The organism is Leifsonia tongyongensis, from assembly GCF_010686705.1.
GTDB lineage: Bacteria > Actinomycetota > Actinomycetes > Actinomycetales > Microbacteriaceae > Diaminobutyricibacter > Diaminobutyricibacter tongyongensis.
In genome coordinates this window covers 225,630-242,662 of sequence record NZ_JAAGWY010000004.1, presented here as the reverse complement: position 1 = coordinate 242,662, position 17,033 = coordinate 225,630, and the positions used below count along the sequence as shown (strand labels likewise).

Annotated in this window: 17 protein-coding genes; 5 read left to right on the top strand and 12 right to left on the bottom strand. The window is 68.6% G+C overall.

Features of this window, described 5'->3' with window-relative positions; all coding sequences use genetic code 11:
• Positions 1–59: 59 nt before the first annotated feature.
• Positions 60–512, bottom strand: coding sequence for a VanZ family protein (locus tag G3T36_RS16700; RefSeq protein WP_163290950.1), 453 nt, complete (start codon positions 510–512; stop codon positions 60–62).
• A 23-nt stretch (positions 513–535) separates the two neighbouring features.
• Positions 536–1,942 carry an HNH endonuclease signature motif containing protein gene (locus tag G3T36_RS16695; RefSeq protein ID WP_163290949.1) on the bottom strand — a complete coding sequence of 469 codons (1,407 nt, stop codon included), beginning with the start codon at positions 1,940–1,942 and terminating at the stop codon, positions 536–538.
• Positions 1,943–2,053: 111 nt separating this feature from the next.
• Here G3T36_RS16695 and G3T36_RS16690 point away from each other — a divergent pair, with 111 nt between their 5' ends.
• Both G3T36_RS16690 and G3T36_RS16685 read left to right on the top strand, forming a co-directional pair.
• Positions 2,054–3,283: a low temperature requirement protein A gene (locus G3T36_RS16690; protein WP_205245078.1), complete on the top strand. Its 1,230-nt coding sequence runs from the start codon at positions 2,054–2,056 to the stop codon at positions 3,281–3,283.
• 3 nt (positions 3,284–3,286) lie between these two features.
• Entirely contained in the window at positions 3,287–3,688 is a 402-nt protein-coding gene (locus G3T36_RS16685; RefSeq protein ID WP_163290948.1) for a VOC family protein, read from the top strand.
• A 129-nt stretch (positions 3,689–3,817) separates the two neighbouring features.
• On the opposite strand, the gene rpsO is transcribed toward G3T36_RS16685, so the two are convergent.
• The 5 genes from rpsO to G3T36_RS16660 all read right to left on the bottom strand — a co-directional run bounded on the left by rpsO (position 3,818) and on the right by G3T36_RS16660 (position 7,899).
• Positions 3,818–4,087 carry a 30S ribosomal protein S15 gene (rpsO, locus tag G3T36_RS16680; protein WP_163290947.1) on the bottom strand — a complete coding sequence of 90 codons (270 nt, stop codon included), beginning with the start codon at positions 4,085–4,087 and terminating at the stop codon, positions 3,818–3,820.
• Positions 4,088–4,218: 131 nt separating this feature from the next.
• Complete coding sequence (locus tag G3T36_RS16675; RefSeq protein WP_163290946.1) at positions 4,219–5,004, bottom strand: hypothetical protein; 786 nt, start codon at positions 5,002–5,004, stop codon at positions 4,219–4,221.
• A gap of 41 nt (positions 5,005–5,045) precedes the next feature.
• A complete protein-coding gene (locus tag G3T36_RS16670; protein WP_163290945.1) occupies positions 5,046–5,825 on the bottom strand; it encodes a VOC family protein in 780 nt (259 codons plus the stop codon).
• Positions 5,826–5,912: 87 nt separating this feature from the next.
• The gene (locus tag G3T36_RS16665; protein WP_163290944.1) at positions 5,913–6,287 is read right to left on the bottom strand and encodes an FKBP-type peptidyl-prolyl cis-trans isomerase; all 375 of its coding nucleotides are present in this window, start codon (positions 6,285–6,287) and stop codon (positions 5,913–5,915) included.
• 220 nt (positions 6,288–6,507) lie between these two features.
• On the bottom strand, positions 6,508–7,899 hold the full coding sequence (locus G3T36_RS16660; RefSeq protein ID WP_163290943.1) for an FAD-binding oxidoreductase: 1,392 nt from the start codon (positions 7,897–7,899) through the stop codon (positions 6,508–6,510).
• A gap of 76 nt (positions 7,900–7,975) precedes the next feature.
• Between G3T36_RS16660 and G3T36_RS16655 the strand changes: the two genes are divergently transcribed.
• Both G3T36_RS16655 and G3T36_RS16650 read left to right on the top strand, forming a co-directional pair.
• A complete protein-coding gene (locus G3T36_RS16655) occupies positions 7,976–9,484 on the top strand; it encodes an AlkA N-terminal domain-containing protein (protein WP_193571304.1) in 1,509 nt (502 codons plus the stop codon).
• Between the two features lie 37 nt (positions 9,485–9,521).
• The gene (locus tag G3T36_RS16650) at positions 9,522–10,289 is read left to right on the top strand and encodes a glycosyltransferase (RefSeq protein ID WP_163290941.1); all 768 of its coding nucleotides are present in this window, start codon (positions 9,522–9,524) and stop codon (positions 10,287–10,289) included.
• A 108-nt stretch (positions 10,290–10,397) separates the two neighbouring features.
• Here G3T36_RS16650 and G3T36_RS16645 read toward each other — a convergent pair whose 3' ends face one another.
• Positions 10,398–11,297 carry an alpha/beta fold hydrolase gene (locus G3T36_RS16645; RefSeq protein ID WP_163290940.1) on the bottom strand — a complete coding sequence of 300 codons (900 nt, stop codon included), beginning with the start codon at positions 11,295–11,297 and terminating at the stop codon, positions 10,398–10,400.
• A 65-nt stretch (positions 11,298–11,362) separates the two neighbouring features.
• On the opposite strand from G3T36_RS16645, the gene G3T36_RS16640 reads away from it, so the two are divergent.
• Entirely contained in the window at positions 11,363–12,238 is an 876-nt protein-coding gene (locus G3T36_RS16640) for a fumarylacetoacetate hydrolase family protein (RefSeq protein WP_163290939.1), read from the top strand.
• A 24-nt stretch (positions 12,239–12,262) separates the two neighbouring features.
• Here the strand turns inward: G3T36_RS16640 and G3T36_RS16635 are convergent, their stop codons facing one another.
• The 4 genes from G3T36_RS16635 to G3T36_RS16620 form a co-directional block, all read right to left on the bottom strand.
• Complete coding sequence (locus G3T36_RS16635; RefSeq protein WP_338031624.1) at positions 12,263–13,678, bottom strand: aspartate ammonia-lyase; 1,416 nt, start codon at positions 13,676–13,678, stop codon at positions 12,263–12,265.
• Positions 13,679–13,892: 214 nt separating this feature from the next.
• Positions 13,893–15,284: an aldehyde dehydrogenase family protein gene (locus G3T36_RS16630; RefSeq protein WP_163290938.1), complete on the bottom strand. Its 1,392-nt coding sequence runs from the start codon at positions 15,282–15,284 to the stop codon at positions 13,893–13,895.
• A 107-nt stretch (positions 15,285–15,391) separates the two neighbouring features.
• On the bottom strand, positions 15,392–15,727 hold the full coding sequence (locus G3T36_RS16625; protein ID WP_193571303.1) for a peptidase: 336 nt from the start codon (positions 15,725–15,727) through the stop codon (positions 15,392–15,394).
• Positions 15,724–17,001 carry an inorganic phosphate transporter gene (locus G3T36_RS16620; protein WP_163290937.1) on the bottom strand — a complete coding sequence of 426 codons (1,278 nt, stop codon included), beginning with the start codon at positions 16,999–17,001 and terminating at the stop codon, positions 15,724–15,726. Before G3T36_RS16620 ends, G3T36_RS16625 begins: the two co-directional genes overlap by 4 nt.
• Between the last annotated feature and the right edge of the window lie 32 nt (positions 17,002–17,033).

The following is a 17,033-nucleotide window of genomic DNA, read 5'->3' as shown; positions in this document are numbered from 1 at the left end:
GCTACTCCAATTTCAATGCGTTTGCATGGATATCCGACCAAACCATCGAGCGTCGGTATCTATTCCCGGGGTTCGCCGACCGCACTCCGGGGCGCGCTCGCCGCCCGGACGAGGCTCACCATCGCGACGCCCAGTGCCGCACCAGCCGTGTTCGCGATGATGTCCCGGATGTCGCTGAAGCGCCCCGGGATGAACAACTGGGCCGTCTCGATCGTCACGGTCATGGCGAACCCGATCAGCACAGCCACCCACAAGCGTCTCGGCGGCAGCAGCAGCGCCAGCAGCACACCGACAGGGATGAACATCCCGATGTTCGCCGTGAACTCGAGGCCCGCGTAGCCGAGCCAGTGGAAAGCGGCGCTGCCCAGGATGAGCCGGATGAGCTGCTGCACGAAGCTGTTCGGGTCGGGGGCGGCGGGCTGCGGCGTGAGCGTCACCCAGCCGACGAACGCGATGTAGCCGACGGTCAGTGCGACGAGGACGCCATGAAGGATCGAAGAGCGTGCCGGCACCCGTGAATCGTAGCGGGCCTCCATCAGCTCGTGCCGCTGTTGTGGCGTCTGCGGCTCGGCATCGGCCGGACTCGCCTCAGGGGGTCGACGTCGGGCGGCGGGAGCAGGTCGAACTCACCTGGGCCGCGACTCCGCACCACGGACCACCCGTTGTTGTGCAGCAACATGTGGTGATGTCGACACAGCAGAATTCCGTCAGCCAGGTCTGTGCGACCTCCGGATGACCACGGGTCGATGTGGTGCGTCTCGGTCCATGACGGCGGTCGATCGCAGCCCGGCCAGCGGCATCCGCCGTCCCGGGCTGCAAGGGCCACTCGTTGCGGTCGCGTGAAGCAGCGCTCGGTCCGGCCGACGTCGAGAATTTCGCTCCTGCCTCCGAAGACGATCGGCAGGACGCCCGCGTCGCAGAGATACCGACGAGCTGTCGCCGCACTCAGCGGCTCAGCCGATGACTCGACGTGTGCAGCACCGTCGTCTGCACCGGACGCCTCGGCCCGCAGATCTTCCAGGGCGATCGTGACCCGCACGGCCGGCCGCGTGGTGCCGAAGACTCGGCCCGGGTCCGCCTCACCGGCGATCCGGATCATCTCCACGACCGAATCGAGCGCGAGCTGGCCGTGCGAGCGCTCATCGTCGACGATGGCGCGAGCCCGGTCCTGCTGTAGCGGGTCGACGAACCTCGGGCCGCCGCGGCGCGGAGCTGTCACCGCATCGACCGCCGAGACGACGACTGCGGCCGACTCGGGATCGAGTAGGCCCGACAGGCGGCGCATCCCGTCGATCTCCGGACCGATGGTCAGGAAGCGCTTGTCGCGCAACTGCTGCTCACGTTCGGCGACGCCTCCGCGGTCGAGCGTGTCGCGCACGGATTTCGCCATCCGTGTCACGGCGTCGGCGTGCGACGATTCGGACTCGCGGGCGAGTGTCTCGGCAGCCGATCTGAACGCCGCCATGTCTGCCTGCGCCTCTACCGGGGCGAGCGCCCGGACGATTCCATCGGCCGCGTCGACATGGATGCGACCGTCGCGCACACCGTCGGCCACCGATCCGAGACCGGCGGGCGTGGCCATCAATTCGCCCACACGGACGAGCGTGGCCGCTTCGCGATAATTCGAACCGCAGATCTCGCGAACCAGCGACTCCGCATTGCGATGCCCTTCGCGCGCCGCCCACCCTCCGTGTCCGTCGATCCGGCGTGACCGCGCCGCCGCTTCCGCCGCCAGCGTCGCTTTCACCGCGTCGATCCGCCGCCCGAGTTCGGCAGCGATCCTGAGCCGCCGTCGCAGCTCTGCCTCGCTGAGCAAGCTCGGATCACCCGTCAGATCGCCCAGCAACTCGCTGATCGCGTCGCCCACCTCACGCGAGCGCGCGCCGTAAGGATCCCCGTGGCGTACGTCCGCCGTGGGCACGTGCGGCCGGTGATCTGACATGTGTCCATCCAAGCATGGACCACCGATAACGGCCCCTGACCTGCACTTAAACTGTGGACAACTCGTCCGACCCCCTCATTGTGAAGGAGTCGAAGGCCCTAGTCTGTCTGCATGACGACGCCCAGCGGCTCCGCGCGCGGCCCGCGCTTCCCGGGCATCCGCTCGCGCATGACCGGCCGGTCCACCGACGAGCTCCACCGCGTGTCGAGCCCCCTCGAGCTCCTGTTCGACCTCACTTTCGTCGTCGCCATCGCCCAGGTCGCCTCCCAGCTCGCCCACCGCATCGCCGGAGGCGACGCCGCCAGCGGAATCGGCCCGTACTGCATGGTGTTCTTCGCCATCTGGTGGGCGTGGATGAACTTCACCTGGTTCGCCTCGGCCTACGACACCGACGACGTTCCGTATCGCCTGCTGACACTCATCCAGATGGGAGGCGTGCTGGTACTCGCCGCGGGAGTACCGACCGCCTTCGCCGGCGGGAACTTCACGGCCATCACCATCGGGTACCTGATCATGCGCGTCGGGCTGGTGAGCCAGTGGGTGCGTGCCGCCATCGAACATCCGGCGCGCCGAACGACAGCCCTGCGCTATGCGATCGGCATCTCGGTGGTACAGGTCGGCTGGTTGTCACGACTCGCCCTCCCCCCGGGGACGGAGGTCTGGAGCTTCCTTGTTCTTGCTGCGGCCGACCTGTCGGTGCCGCTCTGGGCGGAACGCACGGGGACGACGACCTGGCACCCGCACCACATCGCCGAACGCTACGGGCTGTTCACCATCATCGTGCTCGGCGAGTCGGTCGCAGCGTCGGCGATCGGAGTCCAGCAGGGCCTCGACCACAGCGGCCTGACGCTTCCGCTCGTGACGATCGCCGCATCCGGTCTCGTCCTCCTGTTCGCGCTGTGGTGGCTGTACTTCCTGGAGCCGGCGGGTGATGCGCTCGAGGCGCATCGGCGCTTCTCGTACTTCTGGGGCTACGGCCACTACTTCGTGTTCGCTTCGCTTGCCGCTCTCGGCGCGGGCCTCGAGGTCGCGGTCGAGCGAGGCGCGGGTCAGGTCGGCACGGCGGATGTCGTGGTCGAGTATGCGATCGCCATCCCCGTCGCCGTCTACCTCGTGATGCTCTGGGCGCTGCACGCGCCTGTGGTGGACGAGCCGGTCATCCGCCCGCTGTCCATCGCCGTTTCGGCGGCGCTCGTGCTCCTGCTCCCCCTGGCGTCCCCGGTGATCGGGCTCGAAGGCGCCGTGCTCGGTGTCGCACTGGTTGCGGCCGCCCTCACCGGCGTGACTATCGTTGATCGCGCACGCATCGCGTCACGTGAACAGACACCGGAAGAGAGCTGAACCATGCCGACCATGATCTTCGTGAACCTCCCCGTCTCGGAACTCGAGCGGTCGAAGGCGTTCTACTCCGCACTCGGTTTCGACATCAACCCGCAGTTCAGCGATGAGAAGGGGGCCTGCGTCGTCATCAGCGACACCATCTACGCCATGATCGTGACGAAACCGTACTTCTCGACCTTCACCTCGAAGGACATCGCGGACACGTCGACAAGCGTTGCCGCGATCACGGCGCTCTCGCGTGACAGCAAAGCGGATGTGGATGCGATCGCCGACAAGGCGATCTTGGCCGGCGGCATCCAGACCAACGACCCGCAGGACCTCGGATTCATGTACACCCGGAGCTTCCAGGACCCGGACGGGAACATGTGGGAAGCGCTCTGGATGGACCCTTCCCACGTCGAGTAGGCCACCGCAACCGGCAGCGGAGAAGTCTGACGCGGCAGACGACGAACGGGCCGTCACCCGAAGGTGACGGCCCGTTCGCAAGAAGTTCGCGTGGTCAACGATGAGCTGCCGCGCCGACTCCTGCAGAGGTTATCGACGGAGGCCGAGACGCTCGATCAGCGAGCGGTAACGGTTGATGTCGATGTCTGCGAGGTAGCCCAGCAGGCGGCGACGCTGGCCGACCAGGAGAAGCAGGCCACGACGCGAGTGGTGGTCGTGCTTGTGCTCCTTGAGGTGCTCGGTGAGGTCCTTGATCCGCTTGGTCAGGATCGCAACCTGAACCTCGGGGGATCCGGTGTCACCGGGGTGGGTCGCGTACTCTTCGATGATCGCCTTCTTGACATCGGCTTCAAGTGCCATAGATGGGATCCCCTTTCTCTCGTTGCGCGGTGCCCGGGGCAGGATGCCTGGGCTCTCTTTCTCCGCGGCCGTTCAGACGGCAACCGAGTCAGTTTACCAGACCCCGACAGCGTCCCTGGACCGCGACCAGGTCAGATCGCGGCGTCGCGAGCCCTGTCCACAAGGCGGTACGTGAGGGCGATGAAGCCGAAGACGTAGACGGCGACGACGGGCACGGTGGCGAGGGGGACGAGGCGCTTACCAGCGTTCGGGTCGGCCAGGAACAGCAGCCCGGTCACGACGCCCACAATGAGGAGGAACCCGACGAGCGCGACCGCGATCCAGCGGCCGAGCTCCTCCGTGAGCAGAATGACGCGCTCGCGGTCGAGCCGCCGCAGCGTGTAGGCCGAGCGCGATGCCCGGTACGCGCCGGCGTCGCGGTAGGCGTCGGCCACGTGTGCGAAATACCAGATGCCGACGGCGATGATGATGATGGTCGCGCCGGCCGCCCAGGCGTACGCACCGAGGCCCGGTCCGAGACCGATCGTCAGCTGTGCTGCGACCGTCCAGGCGAGCGCAATGCCGACCAGACCGTACAGGAACGCCGCCCAGCGGAGCTTTCGTCCCAGGTCGGCCACGATCTCGTCGTCTGCGGCAAGCAGCGGGTCGTTGACCAGCTGCGCGGGTGAGAACTCCCAGGGGCGCGCATCCGCCGTCTCGAGAAACGCTTCGTCGAGCACGGCCGTCTCGTCGGCATCCGCGCGGTCGGCCTCGACGGTCGCGAAGTCGACGGCGGTGTCGACCGCATCCTGTTCGAAGACGACCGTGCCGAGAACAACGGTGTCGCCGTCGAGAACAACGGTGTCGCCGTCGAGAACGACCGTGTCGTCGTCGTCAGGGAGTTCGGGCAGCCCGGTCATCTCCGAATCGCTGGTCAAGGGTTGCGTATCGTCGTGCTGACGCGGACGGCGTATCGCCATCAGGCCGCCTCGCGCTCCGGTTCGAGCAGCGCGAACGCGCCGCCGAAGGGATCGACGACGACGGCCCAGCGGCCGACCCCTGTCGCCGCCAGCGGCAGCGAGAGGGTCGCCCCGCCCAGCCCGACGAGGCGTGCGATGGCTGCGTCGAGGTCCGCGACCTGGAAGTAGACGAGCCAGTGGCTCGGAGTGTCGGGCGCCCACGGTGACGACGCCCCCGCCACGTTCGCGTCGCCGACGTCGAACAGGGTGTACACGCCCTCGTTCATGGCCGTCTGGCTGACGCCGACGGTGAGCACGTTCTCGTAGAACCCGAGCGAGTTCTCATACCCGTCGGCGACGAGTTCGAGCCAGTCGACCGCACCGGGTTCGTTGCGGAGCCAGGGCGATCCTTTTTCCTGCTGCCAGAGGCCGAAGACGGCTCCGGTCGGGTCGGCCACGATCGCGAGAAACACCCCGCGGGCGAGCTCGCCGGGCGGCACGAGCACCTGGCCGCCGTGATCGGTCGCCGCCGACGCGGCGCGCTCGATGTCGTCGACGACGAAATAGGTCGTCCAGGTCGAGCGGCCGCCCGCGTCCGCGACCATCGGCGGCAGTGGTCCGATCGCGGTCACCGGCGTACCACTGAGGGTCGCGACCGCGTAGCCGCCCATCTCGTCGGTCGCGGGCGCGACCTCCCAGCCGAACAGGTCGCGGTAGAACGCCGCGGCCCCGGCAGGATCGGAACTCTGCAGGTCGACCCACACCGGGGTGCCTGGTGGAAACGCATCGATGACGGGCATGGCACACACCTTACGCCCGGGCTCAGGGTCGGAACAGGGCACGTACACAGCGCCCGGATGCGGCGCGCACCAGGGCCGGAGCGTCGCTCAGCTGACGCCGAGCAGATCGATCACGAAGATCAGGGTCTTGCCGCTCAGCGGGTGACCGCCACCGGCAGGGCCGTAGGCGAGCTGCGGCGGAACGGTCAGCTTGCGGCGACCGCCGACCTTCATGCCGGGGATGCCCTCCTGCCAGCCGCGGATCAGGTTGTTCAGGGGGAAGTTGATCGATTGCCCCCGGCTCCAGGACGAATCGAACTCTTCGCCCGAGTCGTATTCCACGCCCAGGTAGTGGACGTCGACCTTGGCGCCCGGAGTCGCCTCCGCGCCGTCGCCCACGACGATGTCCACGATCTCGAGGGCCTCGGGAGCGGGGCCTTCGGGTGCGTCGATCTCCGGCTTCTCATGCTTCGAATCAGTCATGGGTCCATCCAACCGCGCCGAGCGACGCTGCGTCAAAGCCGTCCGCGCGTTCACGCACAAACGGCGCTCGACGACCGGATGTCCGAAATCCGCTCTTGCATTCGGCGGGGCCCCGGGCCACCCTAGTTACAGATCAACTCATCGTTCGGGAGAGTCGCAGGCATCGCCGCACCGCCGGGCGATGAGTCTTTTTAAGGAACAACGCCGAGTCGATGAACACCTAGCCGAACACTTTGCCGGGGTTCATGATGCCGAGCGGATCGAAGACCGACTTCACCTTCACCTGGAGTTCGTAAGCGTCGGCGCCCAGCTCATGCGCCAGCCAGCGTCGCTTCAGAAGCCCGACACCGTGCTCCCCCGTCAGGGTTCCGCCGAGCGCGATCGCGGTTCGGAACAGCTCACCGGCCGCCTCCCACACCCGGTCGGGAACGTCGTCGCCCTCGTACACGAAGTTGGGATGCAGGTTCCCGTCGCCGGCGTGCGCGACGGTCGGGATGACGATGCCGTACTTCTCGCCGATCGCGCGGATGGCCGCGAACATCTCCGGCATCCGTGAGCGGGGCACGGACACGTCCTCGATCAGGACCGTCCCCTGTGCCTCCAGCGCCGGATGGAATGCCCGGCGGATGGCCAGGAGCCGCTCGCCTTCTGCGGCGTCCGCGGATACCCGCACGGCGCCCCCGGAGGCGCGGATCAGCTCGGATGCGGCCGCGGCGTCTGTCGACGATGCCAGGCCGTCGAACTGGACGAGAAGGAAGGCCGCGCCCCCGGACGCGCCCATCGCCGCCTCGATCGTCTCTCTGCCGAGAAACACCGCGATGCGCTCGAGCGCCGGCCCGTCGAGGAGTTCCATGACGGCAGGGCGGAGGCGGGATGCGGTGACGCGTGCCGAAGCAGCGGCTGCGCTTCCCACATCCGGAAACAGCGCTCCGATCGTCGTCACGCCGCCCACGGGAAGGGGCAGGGTGCGCACCGTGGCATCGACGATCACGCCGAGCGTGCCCTCGGACCCGACGAACAACGCCGTCAGGTCGAAACCCGTCACACCTTTCACGGTTCGGTGACCCGTGCGGATCAGCCGGCCGTCGGGAAGGACCACCGACAGTCCGAGCACCGCCTCGCGGGTGACGCCGTACTTCGCACAGAGCAGGCCACCTGCATTGGTCGCGATGTTGCCGCCGACCGAGGAGATCGCCCTGCTGGCGGGGTCGGGCGCGAACCAGAGCCCGTGGGGCCGGAGCGCGGCGTTCAGGTCGGCGTTGATCACGCCCGGCTCGACGACGGCGAGCTCGTCCTCCGGACTGATCTCGAGGATGCGGTTCATCCCGGCGACGCTGAGGACGATCGCCCCATCCGTGCCGTTCGCGCCGCCGGCGAGGCCGGTACCCGCACCGCGCGGGACGACCGGGATGCGGAACTCGGTGGCCGCCTGCATCGTCGCCTGGACGTCGGCCACCGAGCGCGCCGAGACGAGGGCGAGAGGCCGACCCGGGGAAACCCAGCCCGACCGGTCGGTGCGCAGCGCATCCAGCTCGGCGGGGTCGGTGCGGAGCGCTCCCGCGGCGACGGCTTCGGGGCCGAGTGCCGCAGAGAGCCAGGTGATCACATCCATGCGTGCCAGACTAGCCGCGGCCAGTCACGTCCGATTTCCGCTACCGATGGTCGGTGGCAGGTGTCAGGCTGTAAGCATGAGCTCGAACCGTTCCGACGCACCGCTGGCCGACCCCGTGTTCGCGGAGCGGTACCGCGCGATGTCGTCGAGGGATGCGCGGTTCGACGGCCAGTTCATCACCGGCGTGCACACGACCGGCATCTACTGCCGCCCCAGCTGTCCGGCGGCGACGCCGAAACCCGGCAACGTGACCTTCTACCTGACCGCGGCGGCAGCCCACGAAGCGGGGCTGCGCGCCTGCAAACGCTGCCTGCCCGACGCTGTTCCGGGCTCCCCCGAATGGAATGTCCGCGACGACCTGGCGGCCCGCGCGATGCGCCTCATCGCCGACGGCACCGTTGAACGCGAAGGAGTGCCCGGGCTGGCGCGCCGCCTCGGTTACACGCCGCGGCACCTGGGGCGGGTGCTGACCAGCGAACTCGGCGCAGGTCCGCTTGCGCTCGCGCGCGCACACCGCGCCCAGACCGCTCGACTCCTGCTCGCCGGCACAGACCTCTCCATCACCGACGTGGCGTTCGCCGCGGGGTTCACCAGCGTGCGCCAGTTCAACGAGACCATGGCCGAGATCTACCGTACGACGCCGGGCGCGATCCGGGCGTCGGCGAAAGGGCGCCCGGACCGGCCGACGCATGCGCACGCGGATGCAGGGCAGGCGGCGTCCCTGACCCTCCGCCTCCCCGCCCGCGCCCCGTTCGACGGCGCCGCGCTCTTCGCCTTTCTCGCGGCGCGTGCCGTACCGACAGCGGAGGCCGGCGATGAGTCGATGTACTCGCGCACCCTCGCCCTGCCGCACGGACCGGCCGTCGTCACCCTCAGCCTCGGTGGGACGGCGACCGCCCCCCACGTGATCTGCGACGCCCACCTCGCCGATGTCGCCGACCTCGCTCCCCTCGTCGCACGCGTGCGCCGGCTGCTCGACCTCGATGCGGACGCGGTCGCCATCGACGAAGGACTCGCCGCGGACCCGGCGCTGGCCGACAGCGTGCGCGACAATCCCGGCAGGCGCGTGCCGGGCAGCGTCGATGCCGAGGAGATCCTGTTCCGGGCCCTGATCGGGCAACAGGTGTCCGTCGCGGGTGCGCGTACGGCGCTCGCCCGCCTGACCCACGCCCTCGGCACCCCGATCGACGCCGCGCCGTTCACGCGCCTCTTCCCCACCGCGGAACAGATCGCCGAAGGCGGCCGGCAGGTCCTGCGCGGTCCCGCCCGGCGTGTCCAGACGATCCTCGCAACAGCGGAGGCGCTGGCCGACGGCAGCCTCGTCATCGACGTCGGCGAATCCCGCGAAGAACTGGAGGCGCGGCTGACCGCCCTCCCCGGGATCGGCCCGTGGACCGCCGGCTACGTGGCCATGCGGGTGCTGGGGAGCCCGGACATCCTGCTCACCAGCGACCTGGCCATCCGCCAGGGCGCCGCCCGTCTCGGCCTGCCCTCCGAAGCGCGCGAACTCGCCGCGCACGGAGCGGCCTGGGCTCCGTGGCGAAGCTACGCCGGAATGCACCTCTGGCGAGCGGCCCAGGCGTAGGATCGGAGCCTAAGCCGGAACGGAGGAGGACGCGCACGTGCCTTCGATCACCGTGGTGATTCCGGCTCTGGACGACTCCGTCATGCTCGAACGGTGCCTGCGCGACCTGCAGGCGCAATTGCGCCCGGCCGACGAGATCATCGTGGTCGACAACGGCAGCACCGACGACACGGCCGCGGTCGCGATGGCAGGCGGCGCCCGGGTCATCGAGCAGCCGGTGCGCGGGATCTGGCCGGCGGCGGCGACAGGATACGACGCCGCCACAGGCGACCTGATCGCGCGGCTCGACGCCGACTCGCGGCCGCCCGAGGACTGGCTCATGCACATCGAAGCCGAGTTCACCGTGTCGCCCGAGATCTCGGTGCTCACGGGTCCCGGCGTGTTCTACGACGGCAACCCGCTGGTCGCCGGAATCGGGCAGACCGTCTACATCGGGGGCTTCTTCTGGTCGATGTCGATCTGGCTCGGCCAGCCGCCGGTGTTCGGCTCGAACTTCGCCATGCGTCGCGACGTGTGGCAGCGGGTGCGCGGCCGCGTTCACCGCGACCTGCGCGAGATCCACGACGACCTCGACCTGAGCATCCACCTCGATCCCGACCAGATCGTGCGGCTCGACGAACGACTCACGGTCGGGATCTCGTCGCGCCCGTTCGCGACCTGGCGCGGCCTCGGGCGCCGGCTCAGCTGGGCGTATTCCACGCTGCGCATGCACCTGCCCGAGGAGTCGCCCTGGCGCAGGCGTGCTGCCCGGCGCCGCTGGGAAGAGGAGCACGCCGAACAGGACCTCCCCGGAGCCATCGCCTGACCGCGGACTGATCGGCGAGGAAAGCAGGCGCCAGGCGGACGGGTCGGGCGGACGCGCCAGGCGGACGGGTCGGGCGGACGCGTCAGGCGGACGGGTCAGGCGGACGGGTCAGGCGGAGGCGAAGAGCGCGAGCATGTCGCGGCCGAGCTGGTTGGGCGCCGTCTCGCAGGGGCTGTGACCGGTGTGGTAGACCGCGAGCTTCGCCGCGATCCGGTTCGCGAACGCCGCGTGCAGGTGCGTCGGCCAGAGGTCGTGGTTTCCGGTGGCGACCAGTTTCGGGATGGGGTTGGCAGCGACGCCCGCCCGCGTATCGGGCACCCGCTTCATCAGGCCGACGATGTCGTCGACACTCGAACGCCGCGTCAGGGCGAACCGCGCGCGCACGAACGCGAGCCGGCTGGGAGGCACCTTGTTCTTGTTGGTGACGATGCCCCAGATCATGAGGCCGGCGCCCTGCCGCCCGGTGAGGAACCAGCTGAGCCATCCGATCGTGCGGACCCCGCGGAACGCCTGCCCCGGTTCGGGCGGTGTGGTGAGCAGGGTGAGGCTGCGAAACAGGTGCGGATGCTCCACCAGGGCGAGCTGGCTGAGGATGCCCGCGAACGAATACCCGAGAACGTGCGCCGGTGCTCCTGCGCGGAGGAACGCGACCACGTCGGCCACGAGGAGCTCGTAGGTGTAGTGGCCGCCGGGCACGGGGCCGGCCTCCGCCGACTCGTACTGGCCGGCGAGGTCGAAGCTCTGCACGAAGTAGCCACCGGCGGCGAGGATGGGCGCCAGCAGGTAGAAGTCCTCTTTCGAACCGGTCACCCCGGGGATGAGCACCACGCGCGGGTCGTTCGGGTTGCCGAGCGAGAAATTTGCCAGTTCGCCACTGGGTGCGGTGAAGGTGGAGAAGGCCGCACCGACCGGGGCTATCGACCAGTCGATCTCCGGCAGGCTCGCATCGAGGCGGTACGCCTCGTCGCCGCCGCCCGCGAGTCCGGGCCGTCTTTCACCGATGGACACACACCAACGCTAGCTGTTCCTGGCGACGTTTTCCGGCAGCCGAGCCCGCCCGATAGCCTTGGGACGTGAGATTCTCGCACCTCAGCACCGCCACAGATCGCCATCCACGTTTAGCAGCCGTCGTCGGAGACGGGGCTCTCTTCCTGGACGAGGTGATGGATGAGGCACCCCGGGACCTCCAGGAGCTGATCGAACGCGGCGACCACGGCCTCGCGCACGTTCGGGCCGTCGTCGACAACGCCGTCGCCAACCGCACCGAGCTCGAGCCGATTCGCGACCTGCGCCACGCATCCGCCGTTCTCCGGCCGCCCCAGGTGATCGCGATCGGGGCCAATTATGCCGCCCACGCGTCCGAGCTGAAGCTCCGGAGCGAGAAGGCCGCGACCGTGTTCTCGCTCTGGCCCAATTCGCTGGCCGGACACGAGGGGACGACGACGTGGCCGGAGGACCTGACGACGCAGGTCGACTACGAGGCGGAGCTCGGCGTCATCATCGGCAAGCCCGCGCGTGACGTGCACGTTCGCGATGCGCTGGACTACGTCTACGGGTACACCGTCGTCAACGACATCACGGCGCGCGACCTCCAGTTCTCCGAGGCGCAGTGGTCCCGCTGCAAATCGTTCGACGGCTTCACCCCGAACGGCCCGGTCGTCGTGACCGCCGACGAGATCGCCGACCCTCAGGACCTGTGGCTCACCACCAACGTCGACGGAGCGATCCTGCAGGATGCGTCCACCGCTGACATGGTGCGCAGCGTCGCCGAGATCATCTCTTTCCTGTCGCGGTCGGCGACCGTGCAGCCCGGCACCCTCATCTCGACGGGGAGCCCGGGGGGCGCGGGCTACTCCCGCACCCCTCCGGTGTTCCTGCGCGACCGCTCGACTGTCACCGTGTCGATCGGCGGCATCGGCTATCTCACGACCTACTGCCGCGTCACCTGATCGACTTTCGCGACAGGCGACGCCCTACGTGATGACCGGGATGCTCGTCGTGATCGATTCGAGACCGCTGAGGCGGGCGGGCGAGAGGAGCTTGGTCACTTCTTCGCGGCTCATGAGGTTGGCCTCGACGACGAGGTCGGCCACGTTTCCACCGGTCAGCAGGGCGGTCTTCGCGAGGGCGGCAGCCGCCGAATAGCCGATGTGCGGCATGAGCGCCGTGATGACGACGACGGATGAGCCCACCATCGCACCGAGACGCTCCTCGTTGGCGGTGATCCCGTCGATGCAGTTCACGCGCAGGGTGTGGAAGCCCTGGGTCATCCAGGTGATGCTCTGCAGCAGCGAGTGGGCGATCACGGGCTCGAAGGCGTTGAGCTGCAGCTGGCCGCCCTCGGCAGCCATGGTGACCGTTACGTCCGCACCCGCGACCGAGAATGCGATCTGGTTGACGACCTCGGGGATGACAGGGTTGACCTTGCCCGGCATGATGCTCGAGCCCGCCTGGCGCGGCGGGAGGTTGATCTCGCCGAGACCCGCCTGCGGTCCGCTGGAGAGCAGTCGCAGGTCGTTGCAGATCTTCGAGAGCTTGATGGCGGACCGCTTCAGCGACCCGCTGAAGGACATGAAGGCGCCGGCGTCGCTCGTCGATTCGATCAGGTCCGGTGCCGTCTCGAGGTTGAGCCCGGTGATCACGTTGAGGTGACGGCAGGCCGCCGCGGCGTAGCCGGGGTCGGCCGTGATGCCGGTGCCGATCGCGGTCGCGCCGAGGTTGATCTCCGCAAGCAGCCACTTCGTCTCCGTGAGGCGGGCGTGATCCTCAGTGAGGGTCGTGGCGAAGCCGTGGAACTCCTGGCCGAGCGTCATCGGCACGGCATCCTGCAGCTGGGTGCGGCCGACCTTGAGCACGTGACGGAACTCCTCACCCTTGCGGGCGAAGGAGTCGCGCAGCAGTGCGAGCTCGTCGAGCAGGTGGGAGAGCGCGAAGGTGAGGGCGATCTTGATCGCCGTCGGGTACGTGTCGTTCGTGCTCTGGCTGCGGTTGACGTCGTCGATCGGGTGCAGGAACTGGTATTCGCCCTTGGCGTGCCCGTCGAGTTCGAGACCGATGTTGGCGATGACCTCGTTGGCGTTCATGTTGGTGGACGTACCGGCGCCGCCCTGCATCACGCCGACGACGAACTGGTCGTGGAACCCGCCGTCGATGATCAGCTGGCAGGCTCGGTCGATGAGGTCGGCCTTGTGCGGGTCGAGCACGCCGATCTCGAGGTTGGCACGCGCGGCCGCCTGCTTGACACTCGCGAGGGCGACGATCAGATCGGGGTAGACGGAGATCGGCCGCTTGGCGATCTGGAAGTTCTCGAGAGCGCGAGAGGTGTGGACGCCCCAGTAGGCGTCGGCGGGGATCTCGCGGGTGCCGAGGGAGTCGCTCTCGATCCGCACGGGTCCGTGGACCGCCGTCGGGGTGGGAACGTCTGACACGTTCTCCGAAGCGTCGATGAGAGGGACCGGGCTCGTGCGTGGGGGCGTTGCGGTCGTGCTGGGGGTATTCACTGGTGGCTCCATTGCCTGTCGTTGTGCGGTGGCATCGTGTTCCGTCGGCATGCTTGTGGCTGTCGACGAGTCGACTTTAGCGCGCGAACCTCGGGACATGGTGTCAGCCGAGCTTCCTGAGCAGCCCTCGGATGAAACGGTCTTTGCCGGTCGTGTACGGGGGCGAGATCAGCCGGATCGTGTCGGGCTTCAGCGGTTTGCTGAGCACGGCCTTCTCGTGGCTGAACGTGCGCATCGAGTGGTCGCCGTGGTATCCGCCCGTCCCGCTCTCGCCGACCCCACCGAAGGGCAGGCCGGGCACGATGAGGTGGGCCGCGGGGATCCCGAAACCGATCGCCCCCGAGCTGGTCTCGGTGAGGAAGCGGCGACGGACCTTGTCGTTCTCGCTGAACACGTAGAGGGCGAGCGGCTTCTCCCCCACGGTGATGAGGCGGATGGCGTCGTCGAGACCGCTCACCGTCACGATCGGGAGGACGGGACCGAAGATCTCGTCCTCCATGATCGGCGCATCGCGCGGTACGTCGGCGAGCACCGTCGGTGCGAGGTACAGGGATGCCTCGTCGGAGCTTCCACCCACGATCGCGCGGCCCGACGGGAGCAGCCCGGTCAGCCGGTCGAGATGCTGCTGGTTGACGATGCGGCCGTAGTCCGGGCTGGCCGACGGATCGTCGCCGTACAGCTCGCGGGTTGCGGCGATGAGGGCGGGCTCGAGCCGGCGGGCGACCTCGGCGGTCGCGAGGAGGTAGTCGGGGGCGACGCAGGTCTGGCCTGCGTTCATGAATTTGCCCCACGCGATGCGCCTTGCCGCAGCGTCGATGTCGACCGTGTCGTCGACGTAGACCGGCGACTTCCCGCCCAGCTCGAGCGTCACCGGTGTGAGGTCGGCGACGGCCGCGGCCATCACGATCCGCGCGACGCGGCTGTTGCCCGTGAAGAAGATGTGATCGAACCGCTGCGCGAGCAGTTCGGTGGTCTCGTCGACGGCGCCCTCGACGACGGCGACGGCCCGCTGGTCGAGGTAGAGCGGAACCAGCCGTGCGATCGCCGCCGACGTCGCGGGGGCGAGTTCGCTCGGCTTCATGACGACGGCGTTGCCGGCAGCGATCGCACCGACGACCGGCGCCAGCAGCAGCTGCACAGGGTAGTTCCAGGGGGCGATGACGAGGACGACACCGAGAGGCTCGCGCACGATGGACGCCCTGGCGGGCATGACGGCGCCCGGCACCCTGACGGAGCGCGGGCGCAGCCAGGAGCGCAGGTGCTTCAACGTGTGGTCGATCTCGCCGACCACGAAGCCGATCTCTGCGAGCTGCGATTCGGTGGGGTTCTTCGCGAGGTCGCTCTGCAGCGCCGCCTCGAAGTCGGTGCCGCGTTCGACGAGCATCCGCCGAAGGGCCTTCAACTGGTCGACGCGCCAGGCCAGCGACTTGGTCGTGCCGGCCTCGAAGGTCTTACGAAGGCCGGCGACGGTGCCGGCGATCTCGCCATGGGTCATGTGACAATCCTAGGCTCGGGCGGCCAGCTGAGCGGGCCGACGGAGTGGCGTGTGAAACGGGGTTCACCGGCCATACTGTCTATCGGCACTGCTGATGACCGCGCTTGTCACGAGTGAAAGTACGGGACGATCAGATAGATGCCGTAGAGCACGGCCGCGCCGCAGAGCGTGAAACAGGTGTACGCCCCGATGAGGGCGGCACGCTTCTGCCCGTCGGACAGCGGATTCTTCTTAGCCGCCTTGCGTGCGCGCTTGGCCGCGGCAGCCGCCTCGGCAGGAGTCACCACCGTGATCGCGTCGGTGAACTCGACCGGGTCGACCTGTGGCGCGCGCCCTGCCGCCGCCAGGAGCCTGGTCGCCAGCGAGTACAACCCGACGACGACGCAGGTCGAGACGAGCGAGGCGAGTGCCACGGCGAGGAAGGATCCCCAGTCGATGATCATGCCCGCTCCTCCTCAGGGTCGCGGGGCTCGGGCCCGCGCGCCTCCGGGTCGCGCTGCTTCGTGGGCGGCTTCGTGGGCGGCTTCGATCTCTTCAGGGGTTTGACGTTCGTGATCTTCACGACGCTGCCCGACTGGGCGACCTCGCTGACCCCACCCGAAACACCCCCGCTGACGGCATTGGTGCTGTCGACGCGGCTGCGGTTGGAGCGGACGAAGATGGCTGCGACCACGGCGACCCCGACGACCATGTCCACGAGGATCCCGACGGGACCGAAACTCGCGATCCATGCTGCGAGACCACCGACAACGGCTGCGGAGGGAAGTGTCAGAAGCCAGCCGACCCCGATCCGGCCCGCCGTTCCCCAGCGGACGGACGCGCCGCGGCGGCCGAGTCCCGAACCGATCACCGAGCCGGACGCGACCTGGGTGGTCGAGAGCGCGAAGCCCAGGTGACTCGATGCGAGGATCGTGGCCGCGGTGCTGGTCTCGGCCGCGAATCCCTGCGCGGGCTTGATAGCGGTGAGGCCCGTTCCGAGCGTGCGGATGATCCGCCACCCGCCGGTGTACGTGCCGAGCGCGATCGCGAGCGCGCACGCGGTGATCACCCACAATTCTGGTCCGCTCCCGGTCGGCTGGATCCCCGCGGCGATGAGAGTGAGCGTGATGACGCCCATGGTCTTCTGGGCGTCGTTGGTGCCGTGGGCGAGCGCGACGAGCGACGACGAGAAGATCTGGCCGACGCGGAACCCGCCCCGGCCATCCGGTCTGCCGTCATACCGGCGGGTCACCGCGTACGCGAGCTTCGTCGCGGCGTACGCCACAAGCCCCGCAGTGAACGGCGCGATGACAGCAGGCAGGATCACCTTGTCAAGCACGACAGTGAAGTCGACCGCCTGGATGCCCACCCCGACGATCGTCGCCCCGATAAGTCCCCCGAAGAGTGCGTGGCTGGAACTCGACGGCAGGCCGAAGAGCCAGGTCACCATGTTCCAGACGATGGCGCCGATCAGTCCGGCGAAGATCAGCTCAGGGGTGATCTGCACCCCTCCGGGACCCTCTTTGATGATTCCGCCGGAGATGGTCTTGGCGACCTCCGTCGAGAGGAACGCGCCGACGAGGTTGAGCACAGCGGCCACCGCAACGGCCACCTTGGGCCGCATGGCCCCGGTGGCGATCGGCGTCGCCATGGCGTTCGCGGTGTCGTGGAAACCGTTCGTGAAGTCGAAGAACAGCGCCAGCACGATGACCAGCACGACGATGAGGGTGAGATCCACCTGCGCCCTTCTCGTGGAAACCGGGCGTGATT